The 17,640-nt window shown below is 38.5% G+C and carries 12 protein-coding genes; 4 read left to right on the plus strand and 8 right to left on the minus strand.

Annotation, left to right across the window (positions count from 1 at the left end; all coding sequences use genetic code 11):
• The first annotated feature begins 21 nt into the window (after positions 1-21).
• Both trmB and ACB088_RS10405 read left to right on the plus strand, forming a co-directional pair.
• Positions 22-738, plus strand: a complete 717-nt coding sequence (gene trmB / locus ACB088_RS10400; RefSeq protein ID WP_004642023.1) for a tRNA (guanosine(46)-N7)-methyltransferase TrmB — start codon at positions 22-24, stop codon at positions 736-738.
• 173 nt (positions 739-911) lie between these two features.
• Positions 912-1,538 (plus strand): glutathione S-transferase, encoded by a 627-nt coding sequence (locus tag ACB088_RS10405; protein WP_133746469.1) that lies wholly within the window; start codon positions 912-914, stop codon positions 1,536-1,538.
• A gap of 13 nt (positions 1,539-1,551) precedes the next feature.
• Here the strand turns inward: ACB088_RS10405 and ACB088_RS10410 are convergent, their stop codons facing one another.
• The 5 genes from ACB088_RS10410 to ACB088_RS10430 form a co-directional block, all read right to left on the minus strand.
• Positions 1,552-2,331, minus strand: coding sequence for a Rossmann-like and DUF2520 domain-containing protein (locus ACB088_RS10410; protein WP_133746470.1), 780 nt, complete (start codon positions 2,329-2,331; stop codon positions 1,552-1,554).
• Positions 2,332-2,434: 103 nt separating this feature from the next.
• Positions 2,435-3,856: an OmpA family protein gene (locus ACB088_RS10415; RefSeq protein WP_133746471.1), complete on the minus strand. Its 1,422-nt coding sequence runs from the start codon at positions 3,854-3,856 to the stop codon at positions 2,435-2,437.
• 213 nt (positions 3,857-4,069) lie between these two features.
• Positions 4,070-5,305, minus strand: coding sequence for a dihydroorotase (locus ACB088_RS10420; protein WP_375036897.1), 1,236 nt, complete (start codon positions 5,303-5,305; stop codon positions 4,070-4,072).
• Between the two features lie 12 nt (positions 5,306-5,317).
• Positions 5,318-6,334 (minus strand): aspartate carbamoyltransferase catalytic subunit, encoded by a 1,017-nt coding sequence (locus ACB088_RS10425; protein WP_003652674.1) that lies wholly within the window; start codon positions 6,332-6,334, stop codon positions 5,318-5,320.
• 124 nt (positions 6,335-6,458) lie between these two features.
• Complete coding sequence (locus ACB088_RS10430; RefSeq protein ID WP_004642015.1) at positions 6,459-6,803, minus strand: hypothetical protein; 345 nt, start codon at positions 6,801-6,803, stop codon at positions 6,459-6,461.
• A gap of 239 nt (positions 6,804-7,042) precedes the next feature.
• Between ACB088_RS10430 and rlmKL the strand changes: the two genes are divergently transcribed.
• Positions 7,043-9,253, plus strand: coding sequence for a bifunctional 23S rRNA (guanine(2069)-N(7))-methyltransferase RlmK/23S rRNA (guanine(2445)-N(2))-methyltransferase RlmL (rlmKL, locus tag ACB088_RS10435; protein ID WP_213074577.1), 2,211 nt, complete (start codon positions 7,043-7,045; stop codon positions 9,251-9,253).
• 18 nt (positions 9,254-9,271) lie between these two features.
• Here the strand turns inward: rlmKL and ACB088_RS10440 are convergent, their stop codons facing one another.
• Complete coding sequence (locus tag ACB088_RS10440) at positions 9,272-9,688, minus strand: hypothetical protein (RefSeq protein WP_133746475.1); 417 nt, start codon at positions 9,686-9,688, stop codon at positions 9,272-9,274.
• A 269-nt stretch (positions 9,689-9,957) separates the two neighbouring features.
• Here ACB088_RS10440 and ACB088_RS10445 point away from each other — a divergent pair, with 269 nt between their 5' ends.
• On the plus strand, positions 9,958-10,452 hold the full coding sequence (locus ACB088_RS10445) for a CinA family protein (protein WP_375036898.1): 495 nt from the start codon (positions 9,958-9,960) through the stop codon (positions 10,450-10,452).
• 49 nt (positions 10,453-10,501) lie between these two features.
• Here ACB088_RS10445 and clpB read toward each other — a convergent pair whose 3' ends face one another.
• Together clpB and ACB088_RS10455 are read right to left on the minus strand one after the other, a co-directional pair.
• On the minus strand, positions 10,502-13,081 hold the full coding sequence (clpB, locus tag ACB088_RS10450) for an ATP-dependent chaperone ClpB (RefSeq protein ID WP_375036899.1): 2,580 nt from the start codon (positions 13,079-13,081) through the stop codon (positions 10,502-10,504).
• A 324-nt stretch (positions 13,082-13,405) separates the two neighbouring features.
• Complete coding sequence (locus ACB088_RS10455) at positions 13,406-17,314, minus strand: Dyp-type peroxidase (RefSeq protein WP_375036900.1); 3,909 nt, start codon at positions 17,312-17,314, stop codon at positions 13,406-13,408.
• Between the last annotated feature and the right edge of the window lie 326 nt (positions 17,315-17,640).

Raw genomic sequence — 17,640 nt, forward strand, 5'->3', positions numbered from 1 at the left:
AATTTCAATATTGCCAAGGTTATGTCGATCGATCAGTTAGAAACGCAAATTGCAGACTTAGACAATTTGCCTGAACACCGTGAAATTGTGACGTTTATGCGTCGTTCAGCACCACTTAATACGTCTCAACGCACGGCATTAGAACAACATCGCGATTTAATTTTGGAATATCCTGTTGGCGACTTACGCCAACACTTCGAACATCCAGAGCGCCCTTTAACTGTTGAAATCGGTTTTGGTATGGGTCGTTCGTTAGTTCTTATGGCAAAAGCGAACCCTGAACGCAACTATGTGGGTATTGAAGTCCATGTACCTGGTATTGCTCAATGCCTATATGAAGCAGGTATAGCTGAAGTTAAAAACTTACGTGTACTTGATGCAGATGCAATTCAGGTTTTACGTGAAATGCCAGACAACAGCATTAACTGCGTACAACTTTACTTCCCAGACCCTTGGCAAAAGAAACGTCATTTCAAACGTCGTTTTGTTGCCCATGAGCGTATGCCATTGGTTGAACAAAAGCTTGAGCTTGGCGGTACGTTTCATGCTGCAACAGATTGGGAACCGTATGCTGAATGGATGCTAGATGTATTAGACAACCGCCCAGACCTTGAAAACTTGGCAGGTAAAGGCAATAGCTACCCTCGTCCAGATTGGCGCCCAGTGACTAAGTTTGAACGCCGTGGTATTGAGTCTGGTCATAAAATTAATGACTTTATCTTTAAAAAGATTAAGTAAATAATAAAAAAGGCTTAGTCATAAACTAGGCCTTTTCTTTTTATATAAAAAGAAAATAAATATATATCTTATCTACAGTATTTCTTCTTTCTAATTAATAATTGCCAATCTAAGCGAATCTAGCTATTTATAGAGACTCGTACTTGCCATACTAAAAATACTAAGGACACCACATGTTAAAAATTTTAGGGCGCGATAACTCCATTAATGTTCGCAAAGTCTTATGGCTCTGTGAAGAATTAAATCTTGCATATGAAAGAGAAGATTGGGGAAGAGGCGTTCGTTCTGCCCAATCTCCTGAATTTCTAGAATTAAACCCAAATGGGCAAATTCCTGTTGTTTTAGATGGCGATTTAATACTTTGGCAGTCCAATAGTATTATCCGTTATCTAGCAAATGCCTACGATAAAGAGAATCAGCTTTACCCTACTCAAGCGAAAGAAAGATTTTTTGTAGACCAGTGGCTTGATTGGCAAGCGATAGAGCTGAATAACAGTTGGACTTATACCATTATGTCTCTGCTGAGACATTCACCAGATCATCAAGACCCAAACTTATTACAACAAGGTATTGATAACTGGAATCGCCATATGCAGATTCTTGATCAACAACTTGCAAAAACTCAAGCCTATGTTGCAGGTTCACAATTTAGCTTAGCCGATATTCCAATTGGTCTGTCTGTACAACGCTGGAAGGCCACTCCTTTTGACCATCCAACGCTTATTCATGTCGACCAATATTTTGAACGTTTAAATCAACGGGCGGGCTTCTTAAAATGGGGAAATAACGGCGAACCTTGATTTTAAAAAAACATTAAGCCGAGTGATGGCGCTTCACGATGCCATCACTTAAAAGTTGATAGACCTCTTTTAAATCATCTCGTTCTGCTTGAGCTAATAGGTTTTGATGCATGGCCAAGATATTTTGATCACCCCTTACCGCAGGTCCAGTTTGCATGTGCTTCGGATCATTTTCAGTGGCTTTTTTTGCTGTTTCTATCATTAAAGGATAAAGCAAACTAAAGTCGACCTGCTCTGCATCCACTATCTGCTTTGCCATATCAAAACAATAATTACTAAAATTACAGGCAAATACGGCTGCTAGATGTAAAGTTAAACGTTGTTTTGAACTGTATTGATATACTCGATTACTTAGGCTATTTGCTAAATCTGAAAGTAGTTTCTGATCGACATCTGCTACTGCTTCAACAAACAACGGCGTTGCAGTCCAGTCAACATTTCTTTCAAGGCTAAATGTTTGTAATGGATAAAACACCCCTGCTTTTTCATGCACATGACTGATGACTTCAATATCTGTACTACCCGAGGTGTGAACCATAAGAGTTTCAGGAAATAATTCATGAACCTGTTTTACAAGCTCTGCAATTGCACTATCCGAAACTGCCAGAATAATTAAATCAACTGGCTGAAATTGCTGTAAAGACTGACATGCTTTCGCTTGAATTTTCTCTGCAAATTTTTGGGTTTTATCAAAATCACGTGCATAGACTTGTACGATGTTATGACCTTGAGCCAATAAAGCCTGTGCCAAATGAAAGGCAACTCGTCCACTTCCTATCAAACTGATTTTCATATTAACCCAACAATATTTATCTCTATGAAAAAAGCTTCTCAAAATGAGAAGCTTTTTTCAAATCAAAATGAATAAAATCAATAATTTTTCATAAATTATTTCATTATTGAGCTACTGAGAACTCGATGCGACGGTTTTTGAAACGTCCTTCATCAGTTGTATTTTCAGCAACTGGTTGATCAGAACCATGACCCTGTGCAACTAATTTAGAAGCATCTACACCTTTAGATGTTAAATAATCTACTACGGCTTGAGCACGGCGTTGAGACAACGCTTTATTTGAAGCTGCATTACCAGTTGAGTCTGTATGACCGCCAACATTTAATTTCACTCCAGACACTTTATTTAAAAGTGTTACAGCTTGATCAAGAATAGCTTTGTTATCCGCAGGGATATCACTTGAGCCACTCGCAAAATTAATAATTTGCAAGTTAAGGGCTTTCACCAAAGCATTTACATCGACATTGTTCGGATCAATTGCTGTTAGAGCAGTTTGTGATGCACTCAAGCTATTGCTCACAGATTGTTCAGCTGTTACTGGTGCTGCGGCTACAACCTCAGTATGTGGCACCAATGCTTTTACTTTTGCAGTTAAAGCTTCTAATGCTGCTGCATCCCCCGCTTTCAAAGTAATTTTATCACCCACCCATTCTAAAGATGCATTTGGCACACCTTTTAATGCACCGAGCACACCAGCAAGTGCATCTTTGTCTGTAAATGAAGCCGCATAAGTTTGGCTTGTATCCACATTACAATCTTGAGTTGTCGAAAAAACCTTTTTAACGTTTGTTTGTAGCGTTGCCAAGAAACCTTGGTCGCCAATCCCAGCCTGACACTGACTCACTGCCCCTTTATCATCTGTACTTAAAGTTAAACTAGCTGGTGCAGCAGCGGCTTCAACACCACTTGCAGCCGATGGTTCTGGTGCTGGTACAGCTTCTTTATGCTGGCAAGAACGCCATAACCAAGCAATAATAAGGCCCAGAATAATTAGAGCGATAATAGGTAGGAATCCACGAGACTTACCCGTTTTTTCGCTGGCTGCAGCTAATGGTGGAGCTGTTGAAGTTGAATGTGGAACCGAAGATAGGCCTGCACCCACACCTAAAGGTGCTAATAGACCCACTGCCCATGCAGGTAAATATGAACGAATTGTTTCTGCGTGTTGACGTAAATAATTCACAATACTTTGCTGATCATTTCCGGCAACATCTGAAATTGCATTAAGGCTGGGTTTAATCGCGCTGTTGAGTGTACTTTCAATTTCATTATTTGGTGCTGTGCCGCTTAAATGAGTAAGCACGGTATTCTTGATTTGATCATTATGCGAAAAAAGATCGGATAACGATGGAGCCAGACTATTTTTCAATTGTCCAATAAGATCAGGTTTAGCAGCTAATAATGAAAGTAAAATTGGATAAAACTTAGATAAAGCATTTGATTTTTCGCCTAGGTATCCATCCTGTTCATCTAATAATATTGAAGATACTTTTTCTTTAAGCAATTCTATAGGGTTTATCGACATTGGTTATTCTCCCGAATTTATACGTCGTAACCAGCAACTTTTGATTATTCAAATAGTTCTTCTTTGCTGATAGTTTTTTATTCTAATCTGCCTAGAATCTTTTATTGTTTTTTATATAATTTATATACAATTTTCCATCTAGTATTTACAAAACAGGTAGATCTTATTGATCTACCTGTTTATATTTTAAATTTACTTTAACTAAGTACTTTATCAGTTAGCAAAAGTTTGCAGCACTTTACCCGTTAGGTTTTGACCCAGTAATGGGGTATTTTTCCCTTGCGATAAAATTGTGTCTTTGCTTACTGTCCAGCTAAAAGCAGGATCTATCAATACCCATCCTGCTTCATCTTCCCAACGCGCGGTCATATTTGCAACCTGCGCTGGTACGCTAGTGACTTTAGCAACCCATTCTAGAGGTTCGAATAAACCTTCATTAATGAGTTGAATCCCTAACGATACATAGGTATCAAAAGCTGTAATGCCCGGCTGAGTTTCAGCAAATGGCGCCATTTTTGCCGAACTGCTTAAAGGCTCATGGTGCGTACAAATTGCATCAATTACGCCTTCTTTTAAACCTTGACGTAAAATTTCTTTATCTTGCTCAGAACGCAATGGTGGGCGAACGTGTGCAAGTGAATTGAAACCGTCTGTTAAATGTTCAGTTAAATGTAACTGGTGCATTGCAACGTCAGCAGTCACAGGTAAGCCTTTTGCTTTTGCAGCACGAATTAGTTCAACCGATGCACCACAAGATAACAAACCAAAGTGAGCTTTTACGCCAGTTGCTTCAATCATAAGCAGATATTTTGCAATCGCTACAGTTTCAGCAAGTGCCGGAATCATCGGCAGACCTTGGCGAGAAGCAATAAAGCCTTCGTGTGTACATCCATCTTTAGCAATCTGTGGTTCTTCAGCATAGAACACAACCGTTAAGCCAAGACCCGCTGCATATTCCAAAGTACGAATAACCACATCATCATTTTCAAAAGCAGCGTTGGCATTTGAAACAGCAGTACAACCGCCCTTTTTCAGGCCAGCCATATTTGCAGGTTGTTTACCATTTAAGCCTTGCGTCTGAGCACCAATAATATGCATGTGAATGCCACCATCAAGCCATGCCTTTTCAATCAAGCCATGAATGAGGGCACCGTTGTCTTGTACAATCGGCTTTGAGTCTGGTGGGGTAATGACGTGCAAAATGCCATTAGCACGTGCTGCCTTACCTTCAGATTTAAGTGTCCCATGTTGCTGTTGACCAGGCTCACGCAAACGTGCGCACAAATCAACCATGGTTGGCATTAACCATTTACCTTGACCATCAAGTGTCTGTTCAACTTGTTCTACTGGAGCAACCAGCTTGCCATTTTGAATATATACAGTTTGTACGTTGTCTGTTTTCTGGATTGGGTCTAACACACGTACATTTTCAATTTTTACAATACTCATGTGATCCATTCCTTACAACGTAATCGCTTCAATTAAGCCTTGTTCTTGGAGTTGGCCTTGCATTGACAACGCCAACACAGCCATACGAACTGCAATACCGTTGGTTACTTGTTTCAGAATAACCGACTGGTCTCCATCCGCCACACTTGAATCAATTTCTACACCACGATTCATTGGTCCCGGATGCATCACGATACAATCAGGTTTCGCCAAACCAAGACGTTCTTTGTTTAGGCCATACATTCTGTAGAATTCAGACTGTGAAGATAATGCTGGAGAGTCAATACGCTCATTTTGAATACGTAGAGCAATAATCACATCACAATCTGCGATCCCTGCATCCATGTTATTAAACAAGCGGACATGCTCGCCATATTCTGAAAAGCCCACTGGTAATAATGTATTCGGTGCAATCACACGAATATCTTTACATCCTAGTGTTTGTAATGCAGCAACATCCGAACGTGCTACACGAGAGTGTTTAATGTCACCAATAATGGCAACACTCAACTCTTCAAACGGTTTCTTTGTTTCACGGCGAATGGTAAGCATATCGAGCATCGCTTGCGTTGGATGGGCATGACGTCCATCTCCTGCATTAATAATCGCGACCTTTGGACACACATCTTTCGCAATGAAATGTGCAGCGCCCGAAGATGAATGGCGTACAACAAAAATGTCAGCAGCCATTGCTTCAAGGTTCCAGAGCGTATCTCGTAGCGTTTCACCTTTTGATGTACTTGAACGTGCAATATCAATATTCAGTACATTGGCAGACAAGCGTTTTGCTGCTGCTTCAAAAGTAGTACGAGTACGGGTGGAGTTTTCAAAGAAAAGATTCATAACCGTCAATCCCTCTAAGAGCGGACGGTTAATTAAATTATTATTATCATCTAAAAAGCTTTGTGCGGTATCTAAAATCTTAGTGAGGTTTTCTTTTGAAAGTCCCTCAATCGTTAAAAAATGTTTTAAATTTCCGTCTTGATTGAGCTGAACCTGGCTCGGTTGATGCAACGCTGCAATATGCATAATGGATTCCTATGGGTCGAATCGCGAAAACGTGCATAGTGTAGCTGAATTCCGCTCTTTTCGCAGAAGAACTTTACAGAATAAGACCCTAAATTGACCAGAAAATTTAGGGCCGTGATCTGGACTATCTCAATGCACCTATATAATGGTGTGGAACTTGTGCCCGATAAATGTCTTCGGCGGTGATTTCTGAATCTTCATCGACTTTAACAACAGCAAGTTTTTCTTTTTGAGAAGGCTCTGGCAGTGTGTCAACCAACGATCTTAATCGCTCAACGCATCGTTTTAATTCGTCATCCTCTGTTTCTAACGCTACCGTAATTACATATTTTGCATAATCTTTATTTTGAATCACGTACATTGCATCTATTACCCGCCCAGTCACCCTACGCATACGTACATATATTTGTGTAGCCACAGAGAAAGCATCTGCATTAGTGATAAAACCATTCCCGATCATGTCTTTCATTTATAACGTCCCCATCCATTAAAATTATAAAAATGGTTAAAAACCGACTATGTCTGTTAAATAAATAACCATCGATAGTATTGGTCTAGCAAAATACATACCAATTTCAAGATATTACTCATTAAAAATCAGTTTATTGGTTGCTAAATGATAGGTTGCAATAATTTAAAAACCTTTAGACATCAAAATACGTTAAACTTTGCGTCGTTAATATTTATATGTTTTGGTCAATCGAGTTTATGAATACCTCTTTACGTTTAAACCACTATTGGATTACTTGTGCTGATGGTTTAGAACCCCTCTTACAAGAAGAAATAGAACAACTTGGCACCAAAGTGACAGAACGTAAAGCAGGACGTTTAATCATTGAAGGGACGCTTGAACAAGCTTACCGCATTTGTATGTGGTCGCGTCTCGCTTCTCGTGTTTTACTTCCTATTCATACTTATGAACTTGAATTTACGCATGATGCACGTGATGTCGCAGAAGAGCTCTATGAAGGCGCGATGAGCTTTGACTGGTCACTTATTTTTGCACCACAAAGTACTTTCGCAATCCGCTTACATGCTGAACGTGAAATCATGGTCAATTCGCAATTTGCTACTCTGCGTGTAAAAGATGGCGTTGTTGATTCATTTATGGAAGCTGTAGGCCGCCGCCCTAGCATTGACACCAAACAACCAGAAATTACGATATATGCTTTGGCAGGTAAAACTGAACATACCTATTGTTTAGACTTGTCTGGTGACTCGCTACATAAACGTGGCTACCGTCGTTTTATGACGGATGCACCAATTAAAGAAAACCTTGCTGCGGCAATTTTACAAAAAGCTCAGCTCAAACAGCGTAACCCAGAAATTATACTCGACCCAATGTGTGGTTCAGGCACATTTATCATTGAAGCATTGATGATTTTAACTGACCGTGCACCAGGGCTTGTTCGTCGTTTTGGCTTTAATGGCTGGCATGGTCATGACCGCGACCTTTGGCTTTCACTTAAAGCAGAAGCAGCAGAGCGTCATGAAAAGGCACTTGAATTACCTCTACCTAAATTTTATGCCTACGATGCGGACTGGGAAGCAATTAAAGCAACCCGTGAAAATATTATTGCCGCAGGTTTTGAAAATTTATTAGGTCAGATTCAAATTGAAGAGCGTACTTTAGCTGACTGGCCAGATTTTGCTGCTGAAGGTAAAACTGCATTTATTGTGACTAACCCACCTTATGGTGAACGTTTAGGTGAAAAAGCTTCGAACCGTTCTCTATATCTAGGTTTATCAGCGCTTTTACAAAAGCATTTCCCAAATCAATATGCAGCAATCATTGCAGCTCAAATTGAACAATCCGATGTTTTAGCATTTGAAGCACCTGAAACTTTACGTTTAATGAATGGTAAGTTACCAATTTATATTCGTTTCGGTGTAATCAAACCAGAAAAAGTGAGTCAGCCATTTTTAGCGACTTGGCAAGCCCAACCTATTGAAATGGAAGAAGCACAAGACTTTGCTAACCGTTTGCAAAAAAATATGACAGCCTTGAAAAAATGGGCAACTAAAGAAAATATTTATTGCTTACGTTTGTATGATGCCGACTTACCTGACTTTAATGTCGCTGTTGACTTATATGGTGACCGTTTACACGTTCAGGAATACGCTCCACCAAAAACAATCGATCCGGAAAAAGCTAAAAAACGTTTTAACTTAGCGCTTGCTGCAATTCGTGCTGTTACTGGTTTAAACCGCGATGCTATCTTTATTAAGACACGTGCACGCCAAACTGGTACAACTCAATATACGAAACAAAGTACAGCTTCAAAACGTTTTATCGTGCAAGAAGGTAAAGCTAAAATTTTAGTTAACCTGACTGATTACCTAGATACAGGTTTATTCCTTGACCATCGTCAAATGCGTTTACGTATTGCTCAAGAAGCACGTGGTAAACACTTCTTGAACTTATATAGTTATACGTCTACTGCAAGCTTACATGCTGCCCTTGGCGGTGCTGCAAGTACGACAAGTGTAGATTTATCTAACACTTACTTAAACTGGTCAAAAGAAAACTTCGTGCTAAATGGTTTAACTGTAGATCATGCAGATGAACAACACATGTTCTTTGCCAGTGACTGTTTTGAGTGGTTAAAAGAAGGTCATGAACAATACGACCTTATTTTTATTGACCCACCAACCTTCTCAAACTCGAAAAAATTCTATGGTACATTCGATGTCCAACGTGACCATATCTCACTAATTAAACGTGCAATGAACCGTTTGCACAGTGAAGGTACGCTCTACTTCTCGAATAACTATCGTGGTTTTGAGATGGACGAAGAGATCGAAGCTATTTTTCAGGTTGAAGAAATCACTTCTGAAACAATTGGCCTTGATTTTAAACGTAATCAAAAAATCCACCGTGCATGGAAAATTCAGCACCCTGCTCTAGATCAATATTAATGAAACTAGAGGTTATTATTACTTCACGGTAATAATAACCTCGCCATGAACATTTTTTGATTCAAAATCATATTTGGTAAATCGGTCTGCTCTTTCCGGTAGCGCAATCATTTCTAACCTCTTCTTTTCTTTATTATCAATAACATGATTTTGTTTTTGTTCTTGATAAGGCGAAAGTACGCTAGTTCTAAGCGCATCCCATCGAACTTGCTGTAAATAGTTATCCCCTAACGCCTGACGTACTTGTTGTTGTTCTATCGCAGGTTTTTTTGCATCATCCTGAGCTTTCGCAATAATGACGGGTAAAGACGTGGTTATCGCTCCTGTTTGGGTTGCAAGTGCACTTTCCGACATTGGTTGTGCTGCCCATGTATTTGATAATAATACAGATACACCGCTCAAAATTCCCAGCATATACCCTTGCTTATTGTTCATTTCATTCATCCTAAAATTGTTATTGTTTGTTATATCGAACAAAATTAACAATTTTTTAAGCATGTCGCAATGTTATAAACAAACTTCCCGACAATTAACATTGATCATTTGAAAACCTGATTTTTTTCACAGGCATTTTGTGAATATTCGAGTAGTTTTATAGATTCTTATCTCAGACTTGAACCACACCCTTAAATCACTTACTGTGATTTTATAATTTATCTGTAAATTGATTTTATTTATAAATAAACACCATTCGAGGTGAAATAATGCTTCAGCACTGCTGCCAAATATTAGAAAATCGTCAACTCAAAATTGCCTTTATTGAAAGTGCCAGTTCTGGTTATTTAACTAGCCAGTTTTCCATTCATAAAAATAGCGGTGCAGACATTTTACTTGGTGGTTTAGTGAGTTACGACCCAAGCATTAAAGTTAGTATTTTAAATATCGATCAAAAGTTAATAAAGACCTATACATCAGAGTCATCACAAGTTACTGAGGAAATGTGCAAACTGGGTCAACAGTTATTTCAACAAGCCGATCTTATTGTAAGTTGTACTGGTCTATTAAAATCTGGAGGAAGTGAAACCCCAGAAAAACCTGTAGGTACTTTTTTCATTTGCATTTCTTATCAAGAGCGTATTTATCATTACCACTATTTTTTATCTGGCTACCCCGAACAAAAATTAAAAACCTTAACTCAGAAAGTTTCAGATGCCATAGTTGCTTTACTCACATCAACAACACAAACAGCTTCACCATAAAAAAAGAGAATATGTTTCCATATTCTCTTTCGGTTTTAGCAGAAAAAGCTTAGCTGAGTTTCATTTTATCGAAGACTAAGTGCCCATTTTCACCTTTAACTAAAATGGTATCACCTGCGACAAAATCACCCGACAAGATTTTTTGAGCTAATGTGTTTTCAATCTGTTGTTGAATCGCACGTTTTAATGGGCGCGCGCCATATACAGGGTCGAAACCAGCATCAATCAATAAATCAAAAGCAGTATCATCTACAGTTAAACTCATATCACGATCAACAAGACGTGAACGTAATCGATCCAACTGAATATCGGCAATACCACGAATTTGTGCTTTCTTGAGTGAATGGAAAATCACAAGCTCATCAATCCGGTTAATAAATTCCGGACGGAAATGCTGACTTACCGCATTCATTACAATGGTACGCACTTCATCGTCTGTTGCCCCCTCACCTAGCTCACGTACATCTTGTGAACCCAAGTTCGATGTCATCACAATAACCGTGTTTTTAAAGTCGACTACTCGGCCTTGTGAGTCTGTTAAGCGTCCGTCATCCAACACTTGTAGCAAGATATTGAATACATCTGGATGCGCTTTTTCAACCTCATCAAACAACACCACACTATATGGTTTACGGCGAACAGCTTCAGTTAAAACACCGCCTTCTTCATAACCCACATAACCCGGAGGTGCACCCACCAAACGGCTAACCGAATGTTTCTCCATGAATTCACTCATGTCGATACGAATCATGGCATCATCACTGTCAAACAAGAAGTTCGCCAGTGCTTTTGTTAACTCAGTTTTACCGACACCTGTTGGACCCAAGAACAAGAATGAACCACTTGGACGATTCGGATCAGACAACCCTGCACGCGAACGACGAACCGCATTCGATACAGCAACAACAGCTTCATCTTGCCCTACAACGCGGTCATGTAAAAAGCCTTCCATATTGAGTAGCTTTTCACGCTCGCCTTGCAACATCTTCGCAACCGGAATTCCTGTTGCTGCACTCACGACTTCAGCAATTTCATTTTCAGTTACTTTAGTACGAATAAGTTTTGGCTCTTCGTTCTCTTCTGCAACTTCATCTTGCTCAAGTTGTTTTTGAAGCTCTGGAATCACACCATACTGTAAACGTGCTGCTTCAGCCAAATCACCCTCACGCTGAGCCTTTTCAAAAGCAATACGTGCTTTATCAAGTTCAACCTGAGCTTGTTTGGTCCCTTCCACAAGAGTCTTCTCAGATTTCCAGATTTCTTCAAGATCGTTGTATTCTTTCTCGACTTCAGTAATCTGTTTTTCAAGATGAGTGACTTCGGCTTTACTGCCTACATCTTCATCTTTTTTTACAGCTTCCAATTGCATTTTCAACTGGATTAAACGGCGGTCGAGCTTATCAAGCGCTTCTGGTTTAGAGTCAATTTCCATCTTAATACGAGAAGCTGCTTCATCAATCAAGTCAATTGCTTTGTCTGGTAATTGACGATCTGTAATATAGCGATGAGACATTTTTGCCGCAGCAATAATCGCTGAGTCTAAAATCTGCACACCATGGTGAGTGGCATATTTCTCTTTTAGACCACGCAAAATCGCAATAGTATCTTCAACGCTTGGCTCATCAACCAATACTTTTTGGAAGCGACGCTCTAAAGCCGCATCTTTTTCAATATATTGGCGATACTCATCTAAGGTTGTTGCACCCACACAGCGCAACTCACCGCGCGCCAATGCAGGTTTTAACATGTTCCCTGCATCCATTGCGCCATCACCTTTACCTGCGCCTACAAGCGTATGTAGCTCGTCAATAAACAAGATGATTTCGCCTTCATGTTTAGCCAAATCTTTTAAAACAGCTTTTAAACGTTCTTCAAACTCGCCACGATATTTAGCACCAGCGAGTAATGAACCTAAATCTAATGATAAAACTCGTTTGCTTTTTAAGCCTTCTGGTACTTCACCATTTACAATACGCTGCGCCAAACCTTCAACAATAGCGGTTTTACCAACACCCGGCTCACCAATGAGTACTGGGTTATTTTTTGTACGACGTGATAAGACCTGAATAGTACGACGGATTTCATCATCACGCCCAATCACCGGATCAAGTTTTCCCGCTAAAGCACGTTCAGTTAAATCAATCGTATATTTATTAAGTGAGTCACGTTGATCTTCGTGATTATTACTCATGACTTTGTCACTACCTCGAATATGTTCAATAACTTTACGTAAGCTGTCGGGAGTTACACCTACGGCATTTAAAATACTTTTAGTTTCGCCTGTCTCTGCCAACCCTAATAGAACCCAGTCAGTTGACAAAAATTCGTCGCCTGCTTTTTGCGCATATCTATCTGCCAGATTAAGCGCTTTAACAGCTTCAGGGTTTAAATTGACATCTCCAGTCGGATTCGCAATGGTCGGAGCATCTTTTATCGCTTGCTCAAGCTTTTGTTTAAGTTCAGGTAACCGTGCACCTGCTTGTTGCAACAAACTAATATTTGATGGCTCTTCTAATAGGGTAGATAAAATATGAATACCTGCGATCGCGGTATGGTCTTTACCCATCGCTAAAGATTGAGCATCTGAAAGGGCTTGCTGCAAGCGGTTTGTAAATTTTTCAAAACGCATTCTTGTTATTCCTCACAACAAATTTGTACTTGTCTAATAAATGGGAACACTTTTTCGGATTTCAAATAAATTTTTATATATTTTTCATAATGTTATTAAAATAACAATGAGTAAAACTCCATTATAATATGGGTTTGTAAGCGATCTATTTCAAGTACATTTTGTATAATTTTTAAGAGAAAACAAAAATGTCATGTTTTTATCTGAATTCTTATAACAAATGGCAATTTGAAAGCTGTAATATTTTTAATAGTTATAACTGTTAAATATTAAAATAATTGAAGGCAGCCTTTATTTAAAAAGACTGCCTTTTAAAACAACTAATCAATTAGTCCATTGATGGAACGGACATTTTGCTTGTTCTGTTTTTTCTTTGGGTAGGTCTGGCGTCGACACAGGACGACGCTGGTGTTGCTCCTGAATAGTAGGGAACACAGATGTAAAGAAGTTTGACCAACCACCGGTACGTACTCTTAACAAATTATATTGCTCAGGTGATGTCACAGCTTGAGCAAATGTTTCTGGGTCAGCTACTGTTATTGTTAAAATATTAGATGAACTACCTTGACTGAATTGCTTCAGGATAGCTACAAGTTCTTGAACTCCAAAGTCTTCACCAATATTAAAATCTGTAGGTGCTCCATCAGCCATTAAGTCTGTGCCAATACCATTAAAACCTTGTAAAGCACGGCTAAACTCAACTTTTTGATGATCAATTGCCAAATCTGCTGGACTTGGTGATGGACTTAGATCAGAAGCTACTGTCGTACCTAAACGGCGACCATCAGCACTCGCACCATTCCATGCCCCCATCTCCACATGATTTTCAAAAGTTCCCACACCCGGTTGAATCTGTATACCAAACGGATGCTCTTTTGAACCATAGCGTTCAGCCAAATTTTTAAGGCTTTGTGCGAATTGTGGCCATGGATGAGTAAATGTCTTGACTGATATCTCAGCAATCATTTTAACAATCTCATCACCTAGTTTATCGACTTCGGAGTTACCACGCCCATAACGTGGTTGTGCTAAAGCAATTTCACGTAAGCGCTTATAACGATCAGCTTGCGCAGCAATACGAGCATGACCAGCTAAATTACTAATAAATGGCTCAGTCATTTTATATCCCCAGTCACAACACAAGCACTCTAAGAGTTCAGGTAATGTAGTTACCGCAGTTAATGGGTCAAAAACCATCGCCTTAATGGCATACAACGAGTTAATCGTATTACTGAGCGAGATATAACACGGTCCATAAATATTATATTTAGCACCGCCACTATAAAAATCTTGCCCTTTAGCCAAGCAGTCATCCATCAAAACATTTAGAATTGGAGATGGACAAATATCTGTATTGGCACCGTAGCCTAGAATTTGCCCATTGAATGCCTTGCGATTGAGCAACTCAAAATGTTGCATGTATAACTCTAATAGATCTTCAAAACTATCAATCTGATCGGCAGGTTTAGTATTTAATGAAACAGTTTGCCCAAACAGATAACTTTGTCCCGCACTTGAAATTGTTTTACCCTGATTTAGTGCACACTCCAAAGGCTGTAATGTCGAGAATCCACCTAAAGAAAACCAGTTTTCGCCAGGGAACTGAGGTTCATAACAACCATCGCAAGCATAATTTTGAGCTGAACGAATATCGACTTTAGAATTCCAATTTGGCAAATTAGTAAGTGTATCCCCCCCTACACCATTTCCACTTTGATGAAGACTAGGAATGAGTTTTTCATCATTTAATAAAATTGGATGAGCACCGCCAGATAAAATTGCATGTGCAGCCACTTCTAAAATTTCTTCAGGAATATCCTTGCGAGTGCGTAGAGACAAACACGGTGCATTTAACGGTAACCGGCCTGATGCACGAATAAATAATTTTGTGACCTCATTGTAAGCTGGTTTGGTTTTAGAAAAGTCTTCTTCACCATCAGCGACTGTCCCACCAACTGTAATCTGTTGAATCCATTGTCCCAAAGATGCACCTTGAGGATAAGGTCCCGAACTACCACCCATTGCGAGATTACCAAAAGGTTGATGGTCTTCCATAAACATACGGTTTTGTTGTACTTTTTCATCTAGCTTAATATAGAACGCATCAATAATTTCTTGCGCCTGTTCAGGCCTAGCCGAATGGTTGTCCAAGAAAGGTTGTAACAGCTGATCCATACGTCCAAATGCTGTTGGCTCACCATTTAAATGCAAACAACTATGCAATGTGAAAATAAATTGAACTGCTTCAATAAATGTGTCCGGTTTATCTTTCGACAACTTTTCCATTCGTCGACCAATCGCATTTAAGTTCTCTCTTTCGAACTCTTGTCCTTTTTGCATCTGGCCTGCGACTTTAAATGCAAGCTTTGAGTAATTTAAGAAATATTCAGAAATACCAGTTAGTGCTAATCTTGAAGCTTCATAGAAGTCTTTCTTCTCTGGAGTCTGCGCATTGCTTGCATGTTTAGCAATTTCTTGTTGTAGACCAGCTAAACCTAAATCTAGTGCTTTTTTATAATTTGGAATAACATGCCCAACACCCGATGCTTCACTTAAATTACGCAAAAAGCCCTGAAGACGTTCTTCTTCAGATAAATACTTCATGACATAACGACCTTCACCCAAGGTCAGATTTGGCATAGCTCCTACAATAATTTCATCAGACGTAATGCGATAAGTATCCGATCCATAAATGACCTTACCTTCACATTCGCGCCCAGTTGAATACGGAATCATTTCACCATTTTTTAATAAAATTTTCCGTCCGCGGAAACCATAATTTTCTGATGAGAATAACTGTAAGCTTAATCGAATAGCCCAACCTTTGCGCAACATAATGGATAAACCCATAATATTTTCAGGCTTATCACTGATGTCAAACTCATCAATATAATAATCCACCCCTTGCTCAATTTCTTCTTGTTTCCGGTTGAAATACCAGTTGTCTTGCCATAAAGAAAATGTATTCTCAAGTAGGCTTAAAATACGGTTAGAGGGTGGTTTAAAAAATTCACTATGAGGATTTAGCCCAGTTGCCATGTTAAAAAGATAATTACTATGATTGTAGTACATCAAACCATTATCGGAACTATTCATATAATGGCGATCAAATCGATTCCAATCCATACCCGGGAAAAAATTCCAGTTATCTTTATCTAATCGACTAAAATCATTTAAATATTCTGGTGCATCATCTAATGCTAAATCTTTTAAACTTGGAATATAAAATATTCCTCCCAAGTCTGAATGAAGGCTATTGAATAGACGGTCATTCATAAAGCCTTCTATTGCCCCAATCTGACTTGCCATAACCTCTTCTAAAATTGCAGCAGTTTTTGCAAAACCAGCAAAATAAATCCCTGCTTCATCTGCTTTAGTTACCGATTTTGGCACTCTAAAACTTGAATTTGACTCAGCACGGCCAAACGGCAAACCCAAACGCAGAACTGGTGTAGTATTTCCATTTTCATCTTGTACACGAGAAGCTTTAATGTGCGAACGGCTATCACGGTCTGGAATAATCGTGTCGTCAGTTTTACGTCCAATCAAATCTTCAATTTGATCTTCTGACATCATGTTGATTTGATCCCAATTAATTAAAAACCTTTGAGATAAAACGTATGAGCCACCAAAATGATCAATATCTTCTGCACCAATTAAAGTATGTTTTGCTAGTGAAATTGGATCAGATGGATTATTTAAATTTTCAGAAAAACGACATCCTAAAACCTTACCATTGCGACCAGTTTTAGATTGTGAAGCAGTAACTTGACTAAATATCTCTTTAATATCTGAAGCTAAAAAATGCTCAATATATTTCTGTAATACTGTACACGCATCAGCATCATCACTTTTTACATGCAACCAAATGTCGCCATCCGAATTTTTAAAACTCCCATTAGAATCAGAGAAAACTTCTGAGACATTTGGATTTTTTTCTTCTGGATAATGTAATTGCATTCCTTTGGGTCGTGATAAACTATCTTTTTTACAAATTGCATCCCAGTTATCAAAAGATATACCAACTGCCAAAGTTGTATTTTTACTAGAAAGTGCTGGATTCTTATTGACCTCTTGACGCACAGCGATCATTAACTGACGAATTTTTTCACGTGTAATTTCGGTATTAAGCCAAACCGTAGTAAAAATTGCATGGGGAGCTGGATAAACCAACCCTCGTTGCATGTATTTCCATATTTCAGTAAAACGATCTTCATAAGATATATTTAACATTATATTAAAGTCCTTTAAAATATTTATATAATAATTAAAATTTTGATTATAAATTTAACCAAAAAATCATTATTGACAATAAAACCCAGAATAACAAGAGATTTAAAATCAAAGTAAAATACTAAGAATTAATAAATAATCAAAATAAAAAGTTAAGTTTAGAAAATTTAAAATATAAGACAAATAAAATCACAAAAACAAAGATAAACAAACAATCAATTATTAAAATAAAGTAATGAATAAAATTAAAATTCAATTGTTAAAAAAATTAAAATAACTCTTAATTAAAACTTACTGATATAATCTCGAATATTCTCTTATAAAAT

It is taken from the genome of Acinetobacter sp. RW6 (genome assembly GCF_041956835.1).
Lineage (GTDB): Bacteria > Pseudomonadota > Gammaproteobacteria > Pseudomonadales > Moraxellaceae > Acinetobacter > Acinetobacter calcoaceticus.

Coding starts and splice junctions, on each gene's coding strand:
- ACB088_RS10430 (WP_004642015.1), bottom strand. CDS start 6,803: ATGAAAGACATGATCGGGAATGGTTTTATCACTAATGCAGATGCTTTC.
- ACB088_RS10455 (WP_375036900.1), bottom strand. CDS start 17,314: ATGTTAAATATATCTTATGAAGATCGTTTTACTGAAATATGGAAATAC.
- ACB088_RS10420 (WP_375036897.1), bottom strand. CDS start 5,305: ATGAGTATTGTAAAAATTGAAAATGTACGTGTGTTAGACCCAATCCAG.
- ACB088_RS10410 (WP_133746470.1), bottom strand. CDS start 2,331: ATGAAAATCAGTTTGATAGGAAGTGGACGAGTTGCCTTTCATTTGGCA.
- ACB088_RS10415 (WP_133746471.1), bottom strand. CDS start 3,856: ATGTCGATAAACCCTATAGAATTGCTTAAAGAAAAAGTATCTTCAATA.
- ACB088_RS10425 (WP_003652674.1), bottom strand. CDS start 6,334: ATGCATATTGCAGCGTTGCATCAACCGAGCCAGGTTCAGCTCAATCAA.
- rlmKL (WP_213074577.1), top strand. CDS start 7,043: ATGAATACCTCTTTACGTTTAAACCACTATTGGATTACTTGTGCTGAT.
- clpB (WP_375036899.1), bottom strand. CDS start 13,081: ATGCGTTTTGAAAAATTTACAAACCGCTTGCAGCAAGCCCTTTCAGAT.
- ACB088_RS10445 (WP_375036898.1), top strand. CDS start 9,958: ATGCTTCAGCACTGCTGCCAAATATTAGAAAATCGTCAACTCAAAATT.
- ACB088_RS10440 (WP_133746475.1), bottom strand. CDS start 9,688: ATGAACAATAAGCAAGGGTATATGCTGGGAATTTTGAGCGGTGTATCT.
- trmB (WP_004642023.1), top strand. CDS start 22: ATGTCGATCGATCAGTTAGAAACGCAAATTGCAGACTTAGACAATTTG.
- ACB088_RS10405 (WP_133746469.1), top strand. CDS start 912: ATGTTAAAAATTTTAGGGCGCGATAACTCCATTAATGTTCGCAAAGTC.